Origin of the sequence: Actinomadura chokoriensis (assembly GCF_041463665.1) — a bacterium.
GTDB lineage: Bacteria > Actinomycetota > Actinomycetes > Streptosporangiales > Streptosporangiaceae > Spirillospora > Spirillospora chokoriensis_A.
Genome location: NZ_JAXCEJ010000009.1, coordinates 1 through 18,096, shown reverse-complemented (window position 1 = coordinate 18,096; position 18,096 = coordinate 1). Strand labels below are relative to the sequence as shown.

Sequence of the window (18,096 nt, the reverse complement as noted above, 5' to 3'; positions counted from 1 at the left end):
TGTGGCGCGGCGGCGGGTCTGCATGGGCGCGAGGGGAGGGTTGCGGTGTCGCGTCGGTCACATGCGGTTGACCTCGACTGTGGTCGAGGTCTCAGTGTGGAGGCCGTAGAGCAGGGGGGATCTGTCGGACGCCGCTGGAATACTCCCGGAGCGCGCGAAGTTTAACGGTTCGCGAAAATGTCAGTCGCTGCAGTATTTTTGCGACTCACCCCCTGAAACGTGCCCACGGTCCTGCGTGCCCGCGTGCGGGCCCCGACGATTGGATGAGAGTTGACCGCTCCCGCGTCTCAAGTGACGGCGGATGGCCCACTGAAGGAACCCGACGCCGGCGGTGGTCTCGACCGCGGCGTGCTCGCCGTGGCCGGTGTCGTCGTCCTTGGCGCGATCATGTCCATCCTGGACGTGACCGTCGTCAACGTCGCCATCAACGACCTGGCCAAGGAGTTCAGCACCTCGCTGGCGACCATCCAGTGGGTGGCGACGGGGTACACGCTCGCGCTGGCGACGGTGATCCCGGTCACCGGCTGGGCGTGCGCGAGGTTCGGGACCAAGCGCCTTTACATGATCTCGATCGCCCTGTTCGTGATCGGCTCGACCTTCGCCGGGCTCGCCTGGTCCGCCGAGTCCTTGATCGTCTTCCGGGTGCTGCAGGGGCTCGGCGGCGGCATGATCATGCCGGCCGGCATGACGATCATGACGCAGGCGGCCGGTCCGCAGCGGGTCGGCCAGGTGATGAGCATCGTCGGCGTGCCGATGCTGCTCGGCCCCATCCTCGGCCCGATCATCGGCGGTTACCTCGTCGACGACGTGTCGTGGCGCTGGATCTTCTTCATCAACCTGCCGATCGGCGTCATCTCCCTGGTGCTGGCGGCCAAGATCCTGAAGAAGGACGAGCCGAAGCCGGCCGAGCGGCTCGACCTGCTCGGGCTGATCCTGCTGTCCCCCGGCCTGGCGTCGCTGATCTACGGTGTCGCCCGGGGCGCCGAGGCGCGCGACTTCATGAAGACCGAGCCGCTGGTCTTCACGGCCGTCGGCGCGGTGCTGATGATCGCGTTCGTGTTCCGCGCGCTGGCGGCCAAGAGCCCGCTGATCGACCTGCGGCTGCTGAAGCGCCGGTCGGTGGCGGCGGCGTCCGGCACGATGCTGCTGTTCGTGACCGCGTTCATGGGCGCGATGCTGCTGCTGCCGCTGTACTTCCAGGTCGTGCGGGGCGAGGGCGCGATGGCGTCCGGCCTGCTGCTGGCCCCGCAGGGCCTCGGCGCGATGGTGACGATGCCGATCGGCGGCAAGCTCACCGACCGGATCGGGCCCGGACGGGTCGTCCTCGGCGGCATGGTCGTCGTGGTGCTGTCCGTGGCGGGCTTCGCCGCGGTGCTGGAGGCCGACACGTCCTACTGGACGCTCGGCGCGGTGCTGTTCGCGATGGGCCTCGGCATGGGCATGACGATGATGCCGACGATGGCCGCGGCCATCCAGACCCTCGGCCACGACGACGTGCCGCGCGCCAGCACGATGCTGAACATCATCCAGCAGGTGTCGGCGTCCATCGGCACCGCGCTGATGTCGGTGCTGCTGGCGAACCGGCTCACGGCCGAGCTCGGCGGCGGGGCCGGCGGCGAGATCGGCAGCACCGAGAAGGTGCCGCCGGCGGTCATGGAGAAGATCGCCGGTCCGATGGCGGACGCCTTCCAGCACACCTACTGGTACGCGGTCGGGCTGATCGCCCTGGGGTTCCTGCCGGCGCTGCTGCTGCCGCGCAAGCGGCCGGCGACCGGCGCGGTCGACGCCCCGATGCCGATGCACTAGGACGCCTCTGGCGCGTTCCAAGCCCCGGCCGGACCCCGAGTGGGGCCCGGCCGGGGCTTGGCCTTTCACGGCCTTCTCAGGAAGCCGCGGCCCAGTACTCGTCCTTCAGGAGGCGCTTGTAGAGCTTCCCGGTCGGATGCCGGGGCAGCTCGGGACGGAAGTCGACCGTCCGCGGGCACTTGTAGTGCGCGAGGTGGTCGCGGCAGTACGCGATCAGCTCGTCCGCGAGCTCGGGGCCGGCCTCGTCCATGGACAGGGGCTGGACGACGGCCTTCACCGCCTCGCCCATCTCGGCGTCCGGGACGCCGAACACCGCGACGTCGGCGACCTTCGGGTGCACCGCGAGGACGTTCTCGGCCTCCTGCGGGTAGATGTTCACCCCGCCGCTGATGATCATGTAGGCGCGGCGGTCGGTGAGGTAGAGGAAGCCGTCCTCGTCCACGTAGCCGACGTCGCCGAGGGTCGTCCAGCCGCGGCCCTTCGGGTCGCGGGTCGCGGCGGTCTTCTGCTCGTCCCCGTGGTACTCGAACGTGGGGCCGTTGCCGAAGTAGAGGGTCCCGGGCTCGCCGGCCGGCAGTTCGTCGCCCTCCTCGCCGCAGACGTGCACCTCGCCCAGGATGGGACGCCCGACGGTGCCCTTGTGGGCGAGCCAGTCCTCGGAGTTGGTGTAGACGAAGCAGTTGCCCTCGGTGCCCGCGTAGTACTCGTGCAGGATCGGCCCCCACCAGTCGATCATCTGCTCCTTGACCGGGACCGGGCAGGGCGCGGCGGCGTGGACGGCGCAGGCCAGCGACGACAGGTCGTAGCGGGCGCGGGTCTCCTCCGGGAGCTTCAGCATCCGGATGAACATGGTCGGCACCCACTGGCTGTGCGTGACGCGGTACTTCTCGATGGCGGCGAGTGCCTGCTCCGGGTCGAACTTCTCCATCACCACGACGGTGGCGCCGCAGCGGTGGAAGATGAGCGAGTACCGCAGCGGCGCGGCGTGGTAGAGCGGCGCCGGGGACAGGTAGACCGAGTCGGCGTCGGCCTGGAACAGGTGCGTGATCAGCATGTAGAGCGGCCCCGCCTGGCCCATCGGCGCCTTGGACAGCGGCGGCTTCACCCCCTTGGGGCGGCCGGTCGTGCCGGACGAGTACAGCATGTCCATGCCCTCGCACTCGTCCTCGATCGGGGTGGACGGGTACCCGGCGACGCGTTCCTCGTAGGACTCGTAGCCGGGTGCCGTGCCGCCGAGCATGAGGCGCAGCGGCACGTCCGGCGGGAACTGGGAGGCCTGCTCCATCGACGCGCTGGTGATGAAGACCTTCGCCTCGCAGTTGCCCACGATGTAGGCGAGCTCCTCGTGCTGGAGCCGCGAGCTGATGGCGGTGTAGTAGAGGCCCGACCGCTGGGCGGCCCAGGCGATGGCCAGGTAGAGCGGGTGGTTCTCCAGCATGAACGCGATGTGGTCCCCCGGGCGCAGCCCCTCCGCGCGAAGCAGCTGTGCGAGCCGGTTCGACTCCTCGTTCAGTTCCCGGAAGGTGACGACCCGCCCGGAGCCCGCCATGATCACGGCGGGCTTGTCGGGCGTCTGAGCTGCGATCTGCCCCAGGTGCATGGCCGCAACCTACCGGGCCGGACCGCCGAATGGAATGCCGTTCGGTTCTCCGGGTCGTCAGACGAGCATGTGGTCGAAGTCACCGTCCTTGGCTCCGCCCACGAACGCCTCCACCTCCTCGCGCGTGTAGACGAGGATCGCTCCCTCGGGGTCCCGGGAGTTGCGCACGGCGATCTCCCCGCTGGGGAGTTCGGCCATCTCGACGCAGTTCCCGGACGGGTTGCTCCGCCGGCTCTTCTGCCAGACGAGCCCGCTGCGTCGGACGTCCGACATGTGGTGGCCGTCCATGTCTGCCCCCTCTAGGCGTCTTGGTCTCCGCACCGGGAGACCGCGATCTCGCCCCACCCCACACAATGGTACGAGATGCACGTGCATTCGTTCTTGCATTGGTTCATGCAGACGGTCTTGCATCTGCACGGCTTGGGGAGCAAGATAGCGAACGCTCGCCGGTGACCACTCCGCACGCCTCTGAGGTTTGACCATGACCGTTGACCAGGCAGACGAAGTCGCGGCCCCCGCCGCCATGAGGGGCGGCCGCGCGCGGCACGCCGCCGCCGCGGTGCACGCGCCCTGGCCGGACGCGGCCCCGCCCGCGCCGAACGTCCCGCCGAACGTCCAAGCGAACCCGCGCCCGAGCGTGCCGGTCGCCGTCCCCGCCCTGGCCGGGCTCTGGCCCGCCCCGCACGCCGGCACCCCGCGCACCGCGCGCCGGGTGCTGCCCGCCGAGATCACCGCGCCCCGGTCGGCGCGCGAGTTCACCCAGCACACGCTGGACGGCTGGGGGCACACCGGCGACGCCGGGGACGTGGTCGTCGCGGTGTCGGAGCTGGTGACGAACGCGCTGCGGCACGGCCTGGAGGGCCTCCCCCAGCCGCTGCCGCTGTGCCCGATCCAGCTCGTGCTGGTCGGGCACCCGCGGCGGCTCGTCGTCTCGGTCACCGACCCGTCGGGGCGCGCGCCCGAGCCCGCGCCGAGCGCCCCCGACCGCTTCGTCGAGGGCGGCCACGGGCTCGTCGTCGTAGGCGCGATCAGCGACGCGTGGGGCTGGGCTCGCCTCGCCACCGGCGGGAAGGCCGTCTGGGCGGCCTTCGACCTGCGGGTCAGCCCTCCAGGACCGCCGGAGCCTGCTCAGCCAGCCCGGACCGCGACCGCTCCGGACGCTCCAGCTCGCTGAGGAACGCGTGGGCCCAGCGGTCCACGTCGTTCTCGATCACGCGGCGGCGCATCGAGCGCATCCGCCGCGCCTGGTCGGCGGGCTCGGCGTGCAGGGCCGACAGCAGCGTGCTCTTGAGCCCGTCGATGTCGTACGGGTTGACCTGGAACGCGCCCCGCTTGAGTTCGGCCGCGGCGCCGGTGAACTCGCTCAGCACCAGCGCGCCGCGCAGGTCCTTGCGGCAGGCCACGTACTCCTTGGCGACCAGGTTCATGCCGTCCCGAAGCGGCGTGACGACCATCACGTCCGCTGCCAGGTACAACGCGGTCAGCTCGGGCCGGTCATACGAACTGTGCAGATAGTGGATGACCGGAAATCCGATCTCGCCGTACTCTCCGTTGATCCGCCCCACTTGCTGCTCGATCTCCTCGCGGAGCAGCTGGTACTGCTCGACCCGCTCCCGGCTCGGGGTGGCGATCTGCACGAACACCGCCTGGCCCGGCTTGAGGTGGCCGTCCTCGAAGAGCTCCCCGAACGCCTGCAGCCGCTGCGTGATGCCCTTGGTGTAGTCGAGCCGGTCCACGCCCAGCAGGAGCGTGGCGTCGCCCAGGTCGGAGCGGATCTCCTGCGCCCGCTCCAGGACGTCCGGGCGCTCGACCAGGTCGTTCAGCTCGCCCACGTCCACGGAGATCGGGAACGCGCGGGCCCGCACGACGCGGTCGTCCCAGAAGACGTCGTGCTTGACGTAGCGGGCGTCCAGCAGCCGGCGGCAGAGCCGCACGAAGTTCGCCGCCGCTCCCGGCAGCTGGAAGCCGACCAGGTCGGCACCTAGCAGGCCCTCCAGGATCCGCCGCCGCCACGGCAGCTGCCAGAACAGCTCGACCGGCGGGAACGGGATGTGCAGGAAGAAGCCGATGCGCAGATCGGGACGGAGCTCGCGCAACATCGACGGGACGAGCTGGAGCTGGTAGTCCTGCACCCAGACGATCGCGTCCTTCGCCGCGACCTTCGCCGCCGCCTCCGCGAACCGCCGGTTCACCCGGACGTAGGCGTCCCACATCGCGCGGTCGTAGACGGGCGAGGCGACGACGTCGTGGTAGAGCGGCCAGAGCGTCGCGTTGGAGAAGCCCTCGTAGTAGAGCTCGACGTCCTCCGCCGACTGCACGATGGGGTGGAGCGACATGCCGTCCTCCTCGAACGGCTCGATCTCCTCGTCCGGCGCGCCGGTCCAGCCGATCCAGGTGCCCTGCCGGCGCCGCATGACCGGGGCGATCGCGCTCACCAGCCCGCCGGGGCTGCGCCGCCAGCGGGGGACGCCGTCCGCCCCGACGCTCCGGTCCACCGGAAGCCGATTTGCCACCACAACGAACTCACTACCGCGCGACACCTGCGACCCGCCTCTCCAGAAAACCCTCAGCGATCACTCATGCCCAAAAACGGTCATCTGGAACATGTTGTCACTTCGACGCTAAGGAACAGGAGGTTGAAAAGGGGGATGTCAGGGGTCCGGGAGGGCGTCCCCGGGGGATTGGAGCGGGCCATATTCCTTTCCCGCCAGGTGACCGGTGTTGACACGAGGGTCACGGCACCCGGACCGGCTGGGCAATGTTGCCCAGATCACATCGTCGCCGGGCCTCCGGCGCGGCGGAGGCCCCGCCCCGGCCATGCCGGGGTCCAGCGGAAATGCCCGGCACGCCCGGCAAGATGCTTCAAATGTGGACCGTTCAGAAACTTCACCGATATTTCATGCCAACTAGAATCACCGCATGGACGAAGCGCGGGACGCGCTGGAACCGCGCGAGATGCGCGCCTGGATGGCCTTCCTCGCCGCGGGCCACCTGATCGACCACCAGGTCGAGCGGCAGCTCAAGCACGACGGCGGGCTGTCGCACGCCGAGTTCGAGGTGCTGGTGAAGCTGCGGTCGGCGGCGGGCCGCCGGCTGCGCATGTCGGACCTGGCGCGGGAGGCGATGGTGTCCAAGAGCCGCCTCACCTACCAGGTCACCCGGCTCGAACGGGCCGGCCTCGTCAAGCGGTCCGGCTGCCCGTCGGACCGGCGCTCGGTGTGGGCGGAGCTGACCGACGACGGCGCCGCCGCCCTCGACCGGGTCCGCCCCGGGCACCGCCGCGTCGTCCGCGAGACGCTCATCGACGTGCTGTCGCCGGACGAGATCGACCTGCTCGGCGACGCGCTCACCCGCGTGGCCGACCGTCTTCACGAACGGTGACCGCCCGGGCCGCTAACGTGTTCGGCGAGGCCGCGTCCACCAGCCCGGGGGGTATGAGCATGCGGGACTTCGGGGGAATCGTCGAGCGTTCGCCCGCGCGCACCGTCCGGCCCGCGTCGGCGAAGGAGGTCGTCTCCGCCGTCCGCGAGGCCGCCGCGCACGGCCTGGACGCGGTCCCGCGCGGCGCCGGGCACTCCGCGTCCGGCCAGTCGCTGACCACCGGCGTCTCGCTCGATCTGCGCGGCCTCGCGGGCGTCCGCGAGGTCGGCGAGCGGCACGCCGCCGTCGGCGCCGGGACGACCTGGCGCGAGGTCCTCGCCGCGACGCTGCCGCTGGGGCTGACGCCGCCCGTCCTGACCGACTACCTCGACCTGACGGTCGGCGGGACGCTCTCCTCGGGCGGCGTCGGCGGGACGTCCCGCCTCCACGGGACGCAGGCCGGGAACGTCCTCGCCCTCGACGTCGTCGCCGGCGGCGAGCTCGTGCCGTGCTCCCCCACCGTCCGGCCCGACCTCTTCGACGCCGTCCGCGGCGGGATGGGCCGGTACGGCGTCATCACGAGCGCGACGCTGCGGCTCGTCCCCGCGCCGGAGAGGGTGCTGGCCTGCACGGTCCCGTGCCGGGACGCGAGCGACCTTCTCCGCGTCCTGGACGAGGCACGGGCCGAGTACGTCTCAGGCCAGGTCAAGCCCTCGGAGGACGGATGGGCCTTCGAGGCGAAGGTCGTCCTGTACGGAGACGGAGACGAGCCGCCGCCCGGCACCGCCGAGACCGAGGACCTCGCCTACATCGACTTCGCCGACCGGATGCGTCCCGACGTGGAGGAACTGATCGCCCTCGGCGAGTGGGCGCGCCCGCATCCCTGGGGCACGGTCTTCCTGCCCGCGCCCCGCGCCGCCGCCGTGATCGAGTCGACGCTCGCCGGGACGACCCCGGCCGACCTGGGCCTCAGCGGCGTCATCGTGGTCAAGCCGCTGCGGGCCGACCACGTCCCCATGCTGGCGTTGCCGGACGACCCGATCCTGTTCAGCGTCCTGCGCGCCGCGTCTCCGGGCTGCGCGACCGTCCCGGAGATGCTCGCCGCCAACCGCGCCCTCCTCGACCGCGTCCGGGCCGTCGGCGGAACCCGCTACCCCATCGACTCCGTCCCCGCGGCCGAACAGCCCTCCGGAGGGCGCCGGTCATAGGGCGAGCGCGAGGACTTCCGCGGACGGCAGGGCGGCGAGGGCCTTGCCGGCGAGGAGGACCTTCGACTTGCGCAGGCCGCTGCCGATGACGACGTGCGGGGCCGCGGCGACGGATTCGTCCACCAGGACCGGCCAGCCCTCGGGGAGGCCGATAGGGGTGATCCCGCCGTACTCCATGCCGGTGAGGGACGTCGCCTCGGCCATCGGCGCGAACGACGCCTTCCGGGCGCCGAGGTGCTTGCGGACGACGCCGTTCACGTCCGCGCGGCCGGTGGCGAGGATCATGCAGGCGGCGTAGGAGACCTCGCCGCCGCGCTTGGCGGCGACGACCACGCAGTTGGCGCTGGCGTCGAGGGGCACCCCGTAGCGCTCGCAGAACGCGGCGGTATCGGCGAGGTCCGGATCGATCGCGGCGACCTCGGCGTCCGGCAGGGCGCCGATCGCGGCGGCGACCGGGCCCGCCAGGAGGCCGGGTCGTTCGTCGGCCGGGCCCCAGTCGAGTGTGCCGAGCATGTGTCCGTCCCCTCTCGCGCCTTCTCCGGATCACAGCCTGCCACGGTCTCGGCCCGCGACGCTCCACGTGCCGGTGGCTGAGCCACCGGACCCCCGTCAGGGCACCGATCTCACGCCGCCGATCTCAGGCCCCGCTCTCAACCGTTCTCAGGCCGCGGAGCCCAGCACGCCGTGCGGATCGAGGACGTACTTGCGCGCCGCGCCCTGGTCGAACTCCGCGTACCCCTCGGGCGCCTGGTCGAGCGGGATCACGGACGCGTTGACGTTCCGCGCGATCTGGACCCGGTCGTGCAGGATCGCCATCATCAGCTGCCGGTTGTACGACATCACCGGGCACTGGCCCGTGACGAGGTACTGCGACTTGGCCCAGCCGAGCCCGATGCGCAGCCCGAGCTGCCCGGCCCTGGCGTTCTCGTCCGAGGCGCCCGGGTCTCCGGTGACGTACAGGCCGGGAATGCCGAGCCCGCCGGCGGCGCGGGTGACGTCCATCAGCGTGTTGAGGACGGTCGCGGGCTGCTCCGTCGCCGCGCCCTCGTGCCCCTGGCCGCGCGCCTCGAACCCGACGCAGTCGACGGCCGCGTCCACCTCGGGCACGCCGAGGATCTGCTCGATCTGCGCGGCCACGTCGCCGTGCTCCGACAGGTCGATCGTCTCGCAGCCGAACCCGCGGGCCTGCGCCAGCCGCCGCGCGTTCATGTCGCCGACGATCACGACGGCCGCGCCGAGCAGCAGGCAGGCGCTCGCGCACGCGAGGCCGACCGGTCCCGCGCCCGCCACGTACACGGTCGAGCCGGTCGTCACGCCCGCGCTGTAGGCGCCGTGGTACCCGGTCGGGAGGATGTCCGACAGCATCGCGAGGTCGGGCAGCTTCGCCATCACCGTGTCGCGGTCGGCGGGGAACTTCAGCAGGTTGAAGTCCGCGTACGGGACGACGGCGTACCGGGCCTGGCCGCCGTGCCAGCCGCCCATGTCGACGTACCCGTAGGCGGCGCCCGGCCGGTCGCGGTTGACGTTCTCGCACACGCCGGTATGGCGCTCCTTGCAGTTGCGGCAGCGGCCGCAGGCGATGTTGAACGGGACGCTGACGAGATCGCCCACCTTGACGAACTCGACGTCCCCGCCGGTCTCGATCACCTCGCCGGTGATCTCGTGGCCGAGCGTGAGCCCGGCGGGGGCGGTCGTCCGGCCGCGCACCATGTGCTGGTCGGAGCCGCAGATGTTGGTGGCCAGGACCTTCAGGATCGCGCCGTGCTGCAGCTTGCGCCCGTTCTGCTCGGCCAGTTCGAGCTTGGGGAAGTCAAGGTCCTCGACCGTGACCTCGCCCGGCGCCTGGTAGACCACGCCTCGGTTGGTGTCCGCCACGACTTCTCCCTCCGCGTTGAGGATCTATGGGGACCCATACCCGACTTATGCCTGTTAGTTCGTTTTTTGGGCGGACGGTTCAGGCCCCCAGATACCGGAGGACGGCCAGCACGCGCCGGCCGCCAGCCGGACCGCGACCGCCGCGCCGTAGGCGACCAGCAGCAGGATCACGCCGCCGAGCAGCCCGACCGGCACCCGCAGGACGAGGTAGGCGGGCGCCCTCAGCGGCCCGTACTGGACGGGCAGGTCCTCGCCCAGGAACGCGCGGAGCCGCCGGCGTTCCAGCTCGGTCAGGACCTCCGCGCCGCCCGCGACGACCGCCGGGACCGTCCGCCGACCGTGCGAGAACGCCAGCGAGTAGGCCATGAGGAGCGCCGCCGCCGTCACCATGGAGAGCACCGCCGAGCCGTCCGGCCGGTTCCCGCACCCGCGACCTGCGGAAAACCACAGCCCTCGGCGTGAGAACCCCGCCCGGCAAGGGATCCTGGAGCCCGGGGCGGCGCACGTGACCGAGTGGCGTCCGGACGGGCCGGCCGGTCCGCTGGAGCACCCGCCGCACACGCAGATGGCGGCCGTGTTCGGCCGGAAGGACCAACCCCGGGGAAACCCGGATTCAGCGGAGAGTGAAACCGCCCCGCCGGACGGGGGCGATCCGGGACGCTTGGTGGGCCCGGTTCCCGCAGGCCGTCCGGTTGCGGACACGGTGATGGACCGGTTCCGGACACCGGGCCCGGTCATGATCCGGTAAAGGATCTTTCTGATCGACTTTTCCGTTGTCAAGCGTTTCTTGTAGCGTTCGCAGCGTTTTGTGAAGTGCATTCATGATCGGACTTTCCCGCCACAAGATCATGTGAGGACGCCGCGATGCCCCTGGCGACAGGCCTGGCCGCGGCCGCGCTCCTCGGCCTGCTGACGCTCCTGGCCACCGCGCGGCACGGCAGGCGCCGACAAGGCTCGGAGAACGAGCACCCCGAGTCCCTGACGACCGTCCTCGGGCCGGGGGACGAGGAGTACCTCGCGTGGCTGGCCGACCACCACTGGCCCCGCGACGAGTACCTCGATCTGGAGCGCGACTGGCTGGACGAGCTGGCCTTCGGCGAGCCGGCGGGGCACTACGAGGCGCCGCTGTGCCCGCGGTGCGAGCTGCGCCGCGAGGACGTGTGGCCGTGCCCGACCTGCGGCAGGCTCCTGCACTCCTCGTGCGGCCACGGGATGCGCCGCCGGAGGGTCGACCGCCCGTACCGGACGCACGCGACCAATTCCGAGGCCGTCATCGCCGAGTGGATCTGCACGGGCTGCACGTCGGTCGTCGGCCTGGACGTCGACCACGGCGACGAACCCGACGGCGGGCTCTTGCGGTGAAACGTCCCGAATGCCCGGTCTAGCCGACCTTCACACGCGATGGACGGTAAAGAATCCGCCATCGACTTGCATATTTCGGACGCGCGGCGGCAGGCTGCATTATGTCCTTAATCACAGGGACACCCGTGGAGGAACCCCGTGACCGTTAAGCCCGACAACAGCTGCACGCACGAGCCGGCGTGTCCGGCGCCGGACCGCCTCGACCGCGAGGCCGCACGGATCGTCGCCAACCACCCGGAGCAGGGCTGGAGCCTGCTCTGCAACGGCATCGTCGTCTTCGAGGACACCGGCGAACTGCTGCCCGACGGCCGGGTGATCGCCCCGCACCGTCCGATCACGACCGCCTAGGAGCCCCGGGCACGGTCACCTGATCACGTGCCGGTCGTAACCGAGCCGGGCGAGTTCCTCGTACGCCGCCCAGGCCGCCGCCGGGACGGGCACCGGCACCTGGAAGCCCCGTTCCGCGTACACGACCATCCGCTGCAGGTCCCCCACCATCAGCTCGACGGACCGGCGCTCGCCGCCGAACACCTCGAACCCGAGCTCCGGGGCGGAGGCCGTCCAGCCGGCCTCGGGCCACTGGCGCCGCGCCGTCGCGAGCGCCCGCCGCGTCATGTACGGCTTGGCCACCAGGATCCCGCGCGCCACCGCGATGCCCCGCTCCCCCAGCAGCCGCCTCGACGCGGTGATGTTCTCCCCCGTGTTGGTCGCCGTCTCCTCCAGCAGCAGCGCGTCCTCCGGGACGCCGTGCTCGCGCACGACCCGGCCGAACACCCGCGCCTCCGTCTCGTCCCACCCGGAGGTGATCTTGCCCCGGCCGCCCGAGACGACCACCAGCGGAGCCCATCCCCCGTGCCAAAGCCTCGCCGCGTGCGCCGCCACCCGCGTGTCGTGGCACCCCAGCGCGAGGATCACGTCAGCCTGGGAGAGGGGGCCGGACAGGACGAGGTGATCCCAGATGATCCTCGCCAGCTCGCGCGCACGCGCGTCCACATGAGACTCCACGGGGTCATTGTCCCCGGCGGCCCGCATGTCGGACTGCCATCCGGCGCTTCGCCCCGCTAACGTTCAACTGTTTTGCTCCTTACGCAAGAATCATGTGGAACTCGACCGCGAAAGGACGGTGTGGTGTGATCGCAGTCCTGGTCCTCGTCTCCCTGCTCGCCATGTTCGGCCTCTGCCTGCCGGGCCTGCTCCGTCCCATGCCACCGAGCCCCGCTCCCGACCCGCCGGCCGCCGAGGGCGAGTACCCGGAGTCCATGACCGCCGAACTCGACCCCGGCGACGAGGAGTTCCTCGCCGCTCTCGCCGACGAGCTCTGGCCCGAGGACGAGTACCTGGAACTGGAGCAGACCACCGACGGCGAGGAGGAGCCCGGCGGCACCGACATGCTCCTGTGACCCGCGCCCGCCCGGGTCAGGGGGATTCGAAGAGGGCGCTCACGGATTCGCCGTTGTGGATGCGGCGGACGGCCTCGGCCAGCGCCGGGGCGATGGACAGGACGCGGAGCTTGTCGCCGCGGTCGCCGCCCGGGACGGGGACCGTGTTGGTGCAGACGATCTCCAGGACGTCGGGCTGGGCGGACAGGCGCTGGAGGGCGCCGGCGGCGAAGAGCCCGTGGGTGCAGGCGATGCGGATCGTGCGGGCGTCCAGCTCGCGGAGCCGGTCCAGGAGTTCCAGGACGGTGCTGCCCTTGGCGATCTCGTCGTCCAGGACGATGACGTCGCGTCCGGTGATCTCGCCGATGACGGAGCTGATCTGGACGCGGTCGTCGGCGAAGCGCTGCTTGGCGCCGGCCGCGACCTGGACGCCGAGGAGGCGCGCGAAGGCCGCGGCCTCCTTGGCGTTGCCGAGGTCGGGCGAGACGACGGTCGTGCGGGACAGGTCGTTGCCGCGGAAGTGGTCCGCGAGTTCGCGCAGCGCGTGCAGGTGGTCGACGGGCACGGAGAAGAAGCCGTGGACCTGCGGCGAGTGCAGGGTCATGGCGAGGACGCGGCTCGCGCCCGAGGCGACGAGGAGATCGGCGACGAGGCGCCCGCCGATGGAGATGCGCGGCGCGTCCTTCTTGTCCGAGCGGGCGTAGGAGTAGTGCGGCATGACGACGGTGATGCGGCTCGCGGACGCGCCGCGGGCGGCGTCGCACATCAGGAACAGCTCGACGAGGTGCTCCTGCACGGGGGCGACGAGCGGCTGGATCAGGAAGACGTCCCGTTCCCGGCAGTTGGCCTGGAGCTGCACTTCGAGGCAGTCGTTGGCGAACCGGTCGACGCGCGACGGGCTCAGCGGCACGCCCAGGTGGGCGCAGACCTCGGCGGCCAGTTCCGGGTGGGCGCTGCCGCTGAACACGGCGATCTCTCGCACGAACCGCTCCTCACATGATCGACCGGGCCCATGCTAGGGGCGGCCGGGTCAGGTCGTGGGGAGGGGCTCGCCGGTCTCCAGAAGGGTCTTCAGCCCCGACAGGACATGCGGCCAGCCGTGCCGCGACATCCCCAGCAGCGCGTCACCCGCCTGGTGGACGACGGTCAGCTTGACGGTCTCGCCGGCGGGTTCGATGCCGAAGGTCACCTTGGAGCGCGGTTCGGTCATGAGCTCGCGGCGCGTCTCCTCGTCGACGCCGACGCTCTTCGCCCATTCGGACGTGAAGGTGTGCCAGGTGTAGGAGAGGCGGCTGCCCGGCTCGGCCTCCAGGACGACCTGCTCGGGATCGGCAATCGTCGCGCCCTCCTCGTGCCAGGTCATGGTGGAGCCCGGCTTCCAGTCCGTCTCGAAGGAGACGCCCCAGTAGCGGCGGGTGAACGCGGGGTCGGTGAGGGCCTCCCAGAGGCGTTCCGGCGTGGTGTTGACGTAGGTCGTGTACACGAACTCGCTTGCGGTCATCGGGGCCTGCTCCAATGCGGTCTTCAGGTCGGCGAGCGCGCGCCCGCGGCGCATAGTGGTGACGAGGCTGCATGTCCATCCCGGGCCTACGGCTTGCGGCCCACCCCACCGAACGCGTCGACCGCCTCCGGCTCGCCGGGCGCGTCCGGGCGCCAGTGCGTCACCGGGACGATCCCCGGCTCCAGCACCTCCAGGCCCTCGAAGAACCCCGCGATCTGCCCGGGCGTCCGCAGCACGAGCCGGGCGTTGCCGGACGCGTTCCACACGTCCACGATCCGGTCGGACGCCTCGCCGTGGACGACGTTCGTCCCGTCGTACATGGCGAAGTGGCTGCCGGGGGTGACCGCGTCCATCAGCCTCCGCACGATCCCGTACGCCTGGTCGTCGTCGGGGACGAACTCCAGGATGCCCATCAGCGTGAACGCGATCGGCTCGCCGAAGTCGAGCGTCTCGGCGGCGCCCTCCAGGATGCCGCCGGGCTCGCGCAGGTCGGCGTGGATGTAGGCCGTGTGCCCCTCCGGGGTGCTGGTGAGCAGTGCCTTCGCATGCTCCAGGACCAGCGGGTCGTTGTCGATGTAGACGACCCTCGACTCGGGCGCCGTCCGCTGGGCGACCTCGTGCGTGTTGTCGACCGTGGGGAGGCCGCTCCCGACGTCGATGAACTGGCGGATCCCGGCCTCCCCGGCCAGATGCCGCACGACGCGGTTCAGGAACAGCCGGGACGCCCGGGCGAGCCGTGCCACGTCCGGCAGCATCCCCAGGATCTGGTCGCCGACCTCGCGGTCCACCGGATAGTTGTCCTTGCCCCCGAGCCAGTAGTTCCAGATGCGCGCCACGTGCGAGACGCTGGTGTCGATGCCGGGACCGGGTCTCTGTTCGCTCATGCGCACCTCCCCCGGCGTTCCTTCCCGGCCCCGACGATCGTCAGTCCTGATCTGGGGGCGGCCCCGGCGGGGCCGGCGGGCGTCCTCGCTCCGCGGCCCCGCCGGGGCGTCGCTCAGTCCTTGTCGGTCACGTTCAGTCCTTGTCGGTCACGTTGTCGAGGACCTTGCCGGTCGCAGCGTCCACGGTGATCTCGTGCTCGGCGCCGTCCTGGCCCGTCACGTCGACCTCCCAGACGGCCTTGCCGTCCTCGTTCTCGAACTCGGCGGACGTGGCGTGTCCGGGAGCGGCCTTCAGCGCCGCGTCCGTCGCGGCCGACGCGGACACCTTCGCCTCGCGCAGCGCCGCGAGTTCGGCGTCGTCTTCGGCCCGGTCGTCGGCCTTCTCGTCGGTCTGCTTGCCGGTCTGGTCGTCGGCGCGGTTGGTCAGGACCTTGCCCGTGCCGGAGTCGACGGTCACCTCGCGCCGGTCCCCGTTGTCCGCGACGACGTCGGCCTCCCAGACCGTCTTGCCGTTCTCGTCGTCGAGTTCGATCTCCGCGATCTTGCCGGGCGACGCCTTCAGCGCCGCGTCCACCGCCTGCGCGATCGACACCGCCGTCTTGGACGCGCCGCCCTCGGGCCGGTCATCGTGCTTGCCGTCGGACGGGGTCGCGCTGGCGGCCGGCTCGTCGGGCGCGGCGGCGGCCGCCACCGTCGTCCCGCCGCCGGCCAGGACGCCCGCGGCGACCGCCGTCACCAGCAGCCCGCGTCCGGTGAACATGCGCCGTGCGTCGATCTTCATCGTGTTCCGCCTTCCGTGTCGTTTTCCTTGCGGGACCGACGATGCCGCGCGTTCCTGTAGCACTCCTGAAGCAACCTGAAGCCGTCTTCAGGTCGGGTTTGGCAGGCTGGGAGCATGCGCCTGCTGATCGTGGAGGACGAGAAGCGCCTGGCCACGTCCCTCGCGCGGGGGCTGACGGCCGACGGCTTCGTGGTCGAGACCGTCCACGACGGCGCGGCGGGCCTGCACCTGGCGCTCGGCGGCGGCTACGACCTGATCGTCCTCGACATCATGCTGCCCGGGATGAACGGCTACCGGGTGTGCGGGGAGCTGCGGGCGGCGGGCGACGAGACGCCGATCCTGATGCTGACCGCCAAGGACGGCGAGTACGACGAGGCGGAGGGCCTGGACACGGGCGCGGACGACTACCTCACCAAGCCCTTCTCGTACGTGGTGCTGGTGGCGCGCGTCCGGGCGCTGCTGCGCCGCCGGACGCGGGGCGCCGCGCCCGCCATCGTGCTCGGCGACCTCACCGTGGACCCGGCGGCCCGGCGGGTGTTCCGGGGCGAGGCGGAGGTGGAGCTGACCGCCAAGGAGTTCGCCGTGCTGGAGCACCTTGCGGCGAACGCGGGGCAGGTGGTGTCGAAGGCGCAGATCATGGAGGCGGTCTGGGACTTCGCGTACGACGGCGACCCCAACATCGTCGAGGTGTACGTGAGCGCGCTGCGCCGCAAGCTCGACGTCCCGTTCGGGCGCCGGTCGATCACGACGGTGCGCGGCGCCGGGTACCGGCTGGCCAGGGACGGGGGCGGCTGAGGTGCGGCGCCGCCTCGGATCCGTCCGGGCCCGGACGACGGTGGGCGCGACGGCCGTGGTGGCGGCCGCGCTGGTCGCCGCCGGGCTCGCGGTCGTGCTGCTGCTGCGCGCGAACCTCGCCGGGCAGGCGGATCTGCGGGCCGAGGTGACGGCGCGGGACGTCGCGTCGCAGCTCGCGACGGGCACCTCCTTCGGCGGCCTCGATCTGCCGGACGCCGAGGACCATCCGGTGCAGGTCGTCGGCGAGGACGGCCGGGTGCGGGCGGCGAGCGAGGGCCTGCAGGCCATCCACGGCACCGGCTCCCCGGACGTGCGGCCGGGCGGGGCTCCGCGCGGCCACGACGAGGACGACCACGGCGCCGATCCCGGGCGCGGCGAGGTGTCCGACGACGGCCCGAGGCTCACCACCGGCGGCGCGACCGTGGACGGCCGCACCGCCGGCTACCGGTTCGCGGCGGTCGAGGTGACGACCCCGCGGGACGAGACCGTCACCGTGTACGCCGGCGCCGACCTGGCCGCCGCGCGCGACGCCGTCGGCACGGTCACCCGCGCGATGCTCACCGGGCTGCCGCTGCTGCTCGCCGTCGTCGCGGGCGTGACCTGGCTGGTCACGCGGCGGGCGCTGCGGCCGGTGGAGGCCGTCCGCGCGGAGCTGGCGGAGATCACCGCGTCCGGCGACCTGGCCCGGCGGGTGCCCGTCCCGGACGCGCGGGACGAGATCGCCGGGCTCGCCGCGACGACGAACGAGACCCTCGCCGCGCTGGAGGAGTCGGTGGCGCGGCAGCGCGGCTTCGTCGCGGACGCCTCGCACGAGCTGCGCAGCCCGATCGCCTCGCTGCGCACGCAACTGGAGGTCGCGGCCGCGCATCCGGAGTTGCTGGACGTGGACGGCCTCGTCGAGGACGTCGTCCGGCTCCAGCACCTCGCCGCCGACCTGCTGCTCCTCGCGCGTATCGACGCGGGCGACCGTCCTCCGGTCCGTCCGGTGGCGCTGGGCCGGCTGGTCCGGGACGAGCTGGCCCGCCGCGCGGCGGGCGACCGGATCCCCGTCCGGGCGTCGATCGAGGCGGACCCGCGGGTCATGGGGGTGCCGGGACGGCTGGCGCGGGTGGTCGGCAACCTGCTCGACAACGCGGAACGGCACGCGGACGCGACCGTCCGGGTGTCGCTGCGCGAGGAGGCGGGGACGGCGGTGCTCCGCGTCGCCGACGACGGGCCCGGCGTGCCGGCCGCCGACCGCGGGCGGATCTTCGAGCGGTTCGTGCGGCTGGACGACGCCCGCAGCCGGGACGAGGGAGGCGCCGGGCTGGGGCTCGCCATCGCCCGGGACCTGGTGCTGGCGCACGGCGGGAGCCTCACCGTAGGTGAGGCCCCCGGCGGCGGCGCGCTCTTCGAGGTGCGGCTGCCGGTTACTTGAGGAGTTGGCGGGCGATGACCATGCGCTGGATCTGGTTGGTGCCCTCGTAGATCTGAGTGATCTTGGCGTCGCGCATCATCCGCTCCACCGGGAACTCACGCGTGTACCCATACCCACCCAGCAACTGC

At 71.8% G+C, this 18,096-nt stretch carries 21 protein-coding genes; 9 read left to right on the top strand and 12 right to left on the bottom strand.

Features of this window, described 5'->3' with window-relative positions; genetic code table 11:
- Positions 1–291: 291 nt before the first annotated feature.
- Positions 292–1,806 (top strand): DHA2 family efflux MFS transporter permease subunit, encoded by a 1,515-nt coding sequence (locus tag SM418_RS16315; RefSeq protein WP_371941597.1) that lies wholly within the window; start codon positions 292–294, stop codon positions 1,804–1,806.
- A gap of 76 nt (positions 1,807–1,882) precedes the next feature.
- On the opposite strand, the gene SM418_RS16310 is transcribed toward SM418_RS16315, so the two are convergent.
- Both SM418_RS16310 and SM418_RS16305 read right to left on the bottom strand, forming a co-directional pair.
- Positions 1,883–3,406 carry an acyl-CoA synthetase gene (locus SM418_RS16310; protein WP_371941596.1) on the bottom strand — a complete coding sequence of 508 codons (1,524 nt, stop codon included), beginning with the start codon at positions 3,404–3,406 and terminating at the stop codon, positions 1,883–1,885.
- 57 nt (positions 3,407–3,463) lie between these two features.
- On the bottom strand, positions 3,464–3,694 hold the full coding sequence (locus SM418_RS16305) for a DUF397 domain-containing protein (RefSeq protein WP_131944820.1): 231 nt from the start codon (positions 3,692–3,694) through the stop codon (positions 3,464–3,466).
- A gap of 193 nt (positions 3,695–3,887) precedes the next feature.
- Between SM418_RS16305 and SM418_RS16300 the strand changes: the two genes are divergently transcribed.
- Complete coding sequence (locus SM418_RS16300; RefSeq protein ID WP_371941595.1) at positions 3,888–4,580, top strand: ATP-binding protein; 693 nt, start codon at positions 3,888–3,890, stop codon at positions 4,578–4,580.
- Here the strand turns inward: SM418_RS16300 and SM418_RS16295 are convergent.
- Positions 4,507–5,919: an alpha,alpha-trehalose-phosphate synthase (UDP-forming) gene (locus SM418_RS16295; RefSeq protein ID WP_443098367.1), complete on the bottom strand. Its 1,413-nt coding sequence runs from the start codon at positions 5,917–5,919 to the stop codon at positions 4,507–4,509. The two genes, SM418_RS16300 and SM418_RS16295, sit on opposite strands and share 74 nt — an antisense overlap.
- 406 nt (positions 5,920–6,325) lie before the next feature.
- Here SM418_RS16295 and SM418_RS16290 point away from each other — a divergent pair, with 406 nt between their 5' ends.
- Together SM418_RS16290 and SM418_RS16285 are read left to right on the top strand one after the other, a co-directional pair.
- The gene (locus SM418_RS16290; RefSeq protein ID WP_371941593.1) at positions 6,326–6,787 is read left to right on the top strand and encodes a MarR family winged helix-turn-helix transcriptional regulator; all 462 of its coding nucleotides are present in this window, start codon (positions 6,326–6,328) and stop codon (positions 6,785–6,787) included.
- A 53-nt stretch (positions 6,788–6,840) separates the two neighbouring features.
- The gene (locus tag SM418_RS16285) at positions 6,841–7,974 is read left to right on the top strand and encodes an FAD-binding protein (RefSeq protein ID WP_371941591.1); all 1,134 of its coding nucleotides are present in this window, start codon (positions 6,841–6,843) and stop codon (positions 7,972–7,974) included.
- Here the strand turns inward: SM418_RS16285 and SM418_RS16280 are convergent.
- From SM418_RS16280 to SM418_RS16270, 3 genes are all read right to left on the bottom strand, one after another.
- Positions 7,969–8,487: a YbaK/EbsC family protein gene (locus SM418_RS16280; protein ID WP_371941589.1), complete on the bottom strand. Its 519-nt coding sequence runs from the start codon at positions 8,485–8,487 to the stop codon at positions 7,969–7,971. The genes SM418_RS16285 and SM418_RS16280 overlap by 6 nt on opposite strands.
- Positions 8,488–8,634: 147 nt before the next feature.
- Positions 8,635–9,849 carry a formaldehyde dehydrogenase, glutathione-independent gene (gene fdhA / locus SM418_RS16275; RefSeq protein WP_371941588.1) on the bottom strand — a complete coding sequence of 405 codons (1,215 nt, stop codon included), beginning with the start codon at positions 9,847–9,849 and terminating at the stop codon, positions 8,635–8,637.
- Positions 9,850–9,903: 54 nt separating this feature from the next.
- Complete coding sequence (locus tag SM418_RS16270) at positions 9,904–10,239, bottom strand: hypothetical protein (RefSeq protein ID WP_371941586.1); 336 nt, start codon at positions 10,237–10,239, stop codon at positions 9,904–9,906.
- A gap of 474 nt (positions 10,240–10,713) precedes the next feature.
- Between SM418_RS16270 and SM418_RS16265 the strand changes: the two genes are divergently transcribed.
- Positions 10,714–11,211, top strand: a complete 498-nt coding sequence (locus tag SM418_RS16265; RefSeq protein ID WP_371941585.1) for a hypothetical protein — start codon at positions 10,714–10,716, stop codon at positions 11,209–11,211.
- A gap of 138 nt (positions 11,212–11,349) precedes the next feature.
- A complete protein-coding gene (locus SM418_RS16260; RefSeq protein WP_371941584.1) occupies positions 11,350–11,559 on the top strand; it encodes a DUF5999 family protein in 210 nt (69 codons plus the stop codon).
- Between the two features lie 15 nt (positions 11,560–11,574).
- On the opposite strand, the gene SM418_RS16255 is transcribed toward SM418_RS16260, so the two are convergent.
- The gene (locus SM418_RS16255) at positions 11,575–12,216 is read right to left on the bottom strand and encodes a YdcF family protein (RefSeq protein WP_371941582.1); all 642 of its coding nucleotides are present in this window, start codon (positions 12,214–12,216) and stop codon (positions 11,575–11,577) included.
- Between the two features lie 125 nt (positions 12,217–12,341).
- Here SM418_RS16255 and SM418_RS16250 point away from each other — a divergent pair, with 125 nt between their 5' ends.
- Positions 12,342–12,611 (top strand): hypothetical protein, encoded by a 270-nt coding sequence (locus SM418_RS16250; RefSeq protein WP_371941580.1) that lies wholly within the window; start codon positions 12,342–12,344, stop codon positions 12,609–12,611.
- 16 nt (positions 12,612–12,627) lie between these two features.
- Here SM418_RS16250 and SM418_RS16245 read toward each other — a convergent pair whose 3' ends face one another.
- From SM418_RS16245 to SM418_RS16230, 4 genes are all read right to left on the bottom strand, one after another.
- Complete coding sequence (locus SM418_RS16245) at positions 12,628–13,572, bottom strand: ribose-phosphate diphosphokinase (protein ID WP_371941579.1); 945 nt, start codon at positions 13,570–13,572, stop codon at positions 12,628–12,630.
- Positions 13,573–13,620: 48 nt separating this feature from the next.
- Complete coding sequence (locus SM418_RS16240; protein WP_371941578.1) at positions 13,621–14,091, bottom strand: SRPBCC family protein; 471 nt, start codon at positions 14,089–14,091, stop codon at positions 13,621–13,623.
- An 86-nt stretch (positions 14,092–14,177) separates the two neighbouring features.
- Complete coding sequence (locus tag SM418_RS16235) at positions 14,178–14,975, bottom strand: SAM-dependent methyltransferase (RefSeq protein ID WP_371941577.1); 798 nt, start codon at positions 14,973–14,975, stop codon at positions 14,178–14,180.
- Positions 14,976–15,108: 133 nt separating this feature from the next.
- Positions 15,109–15,756, bottom strand: coding sequence for a PepSY domain-containing protein (locus tag SM418_RS16230; protein ID WP_371941576.1), 648 nt, complete (start codon positions 15,754–15,756; stop codon positions 15,109–15,111).
- A 114-nt stretch (positions 15,757–15,870) separates the two neighbouring features.
- Here SM418_RS16230 and SM418_RS16225 point away from each other — a divergent pair, with 114 nt between their 5' ends.
- Together SM418_RS16225 and SM418_RS16220 are read left to right on the top strand one after the other, a co-directional pair.
- Positions 15,871–16,551 carry a response regulator transcription factor gene (locus tag SM418_RS16225; RefSeq protein WP_371941574.1) on the top strand — a complete coding sequence of 227 codons (681 nt, stop codon included), beginning with the start codon at positions 15,871–15,873 and terminating at the stop codon, positions 16,549–16,551.
- A 1-nt stretch (position 16,552) separates the two neighbouring features.
- Positions 16,553–17,968 carry a sensor histidine kinase gene (locus SM418_RS16220; protein ID WP_371941572.1) on the top strand — a complete coding sequence of 472 codons (1,416 nt, stop codon included), beginning with the start codon at positions 16,553–16,555 and terminating at the stop codon, positions 17,966–17,968.
- On the opposite strand, the gene SM418_RS16215 is transcribed toward SM418_RS16220, so the two are convergent.
- Positions 17,961–18,096: acyl-CoA dehydrogenase family protein (locus SM418_RS16215; RefSeq protein ID WP_371941829.1), on the bottom strand; the 136-nt coding region annotated here is incomplete at its 5' end. The two genes, SM418_RS16220 and SM418_RS16215, sit on opposite strands and share 8 nt — an antisense overlap.

Bases quoted from the DNA above. Each gene is read 5' to 3' on its own strand.
- SM418_RS16310 (WP_371941596.1), bottom strand. From the start codon at position 3,406: ATGCACCTGGGGCAGATCGCAGCTCAGACGCCCGACAAGCCCGCCGTG.
- SM418_RS16305 (WP_131944820.1), bottom strand. From the start codon at position 3,694: ATGGACGGCCACCACATGTCGGACGTCCGACGCAGCGGGCTCGTCTGG.
- SM418_RS16300 (WP_371941595.1), top strand. From the start codon at position 3,888: ATGACCGTTGACCAGGCAGACGAAGTCGCGGCCCCCGCCGCCATGAGG.
- SM418_RS16290 (WP_371941593.1), top strand. From the start codon at position 6,326: ATGGACGAAGCGCGGGACGCGCTGGAACCGCGCGAGATGCGCGCCTGG.
- SM418_RS16285 (WP_371941591.1), top strand. From the start codon at position 6,841: ATGAGCATGCGGGACTTCGGGGGAATCGTCGAGCGTTCGCCCGCGCGC.
- SM418_RS16280 (WP_371941589.1), bottom strand. From the start codon at position 8,487: ATGCTCGGCACACTCGACTGGGGCCCGGCCGACGAACGACCCGGCCTC.
- SM418_RS16270 (WP_371941586.1), bottom strand. From the start codon at position 10,239: ATGGTGACGGCGGCGGCGCTCCTCATGGCCTACTCGCTGGCGTTCTCG.
- SM418_RS16265 (WP_371941585.1), top strand. From the start codon at position 10,714: ATGCCCCTGGCGACAGGCCTGGCCGCGGCCGCGCTCCTCGGCCTGCTG.
- SM418_RS16240 (WP_371941578.1), bottom strand. From the start codon at position 14,091: ATGACCGCAAGCGAGTTCGTGTACACGACCTACGTCAACACCACGCCG.
- SM418_RS16235 (WP_371941577.1), bottom strand. From the start codon at position 14,975: ATGAGCGAACAGAGACCCGGTCCCGGCATCGACACCAGCGTCTCGCAC.
- SM418_RS16230 (WP_371941576.1), bottom strand. From the start codon at position 15,756: ATGAAGATCGACGCACGGCGCATGTTCACCGGACGCGGGCTGCTGGTG.
- SM418_RS16225 (WP_371941574.1), top strand. From the start codon at position 15,871: ATGCGCCTGCTGATCGTGGAGGACGAGAAGCGCCTGGCCACGTCCCTC.